Genomic DNA, 552 nt, shown 5'->3' with positions numbered 1-552 from the left:
CAGAACATCTGCTTTGTTGCTTAGTGAACGGGCGAAGCCGTCTGAGTAGCCGATAGGCAGGTTAGCCAGGATAGAGTCACGCTCTAAAACTTTAGTGCTGCCGTAGCCGATTGTGCTGCCTGCAGGGAAGAAGTGCAGTGATGCTACGCGTGTTTTGAAAGACACGATGCGCTCGTAAGGTAGGGTTGCAGGGTAGTCACCGTACAGCATGCCGCCAGGACGAACCATATCCAGATGTGCTTCAGGCAGATTTAGCGTGATGTAAGAGTTAGCCACGTGCAGTGTGATGTCTTTACGTTTCAGACCTGCGCTGTCCATTAGCCACTTTGTTTCTACTTTGAAACGGTCAACCTTGCGGCGGATTTCATCAAGACCTTCATTCGGGAAGTGGGTCATCATACCTACGATTTTTAGGTTAGGATCGCTTGCGATTTCCACACCTTCAACCTGACCTTCATACGTTGTCAGATCCAGTCCATTACGACCCATGCCTGAAGTATTCAGAGCAAGGTGAACAGGAATAACGGTATTGTAGTTTTATGCAATCTCGAT

General features: G+C 48.6%; 1 pseudogene. It reads right to left on the bottom strand.

The annotated features are described in order from the left end of the window. Positions 1-522: pseudogene (locus R7Z50_RS30100) on the bottom strand (alanine racemase); the annotation flags it as partial. Between the last annotated feature and the right edge of the window lie 30 nt (positions 523-552).

It is taken from the genome of Vibrio sp. 1249-1 (genome assembly GCF_033340495.1).
This window is presented reverse-complemented; position numbering and strand designations above follow the sequence as displayed.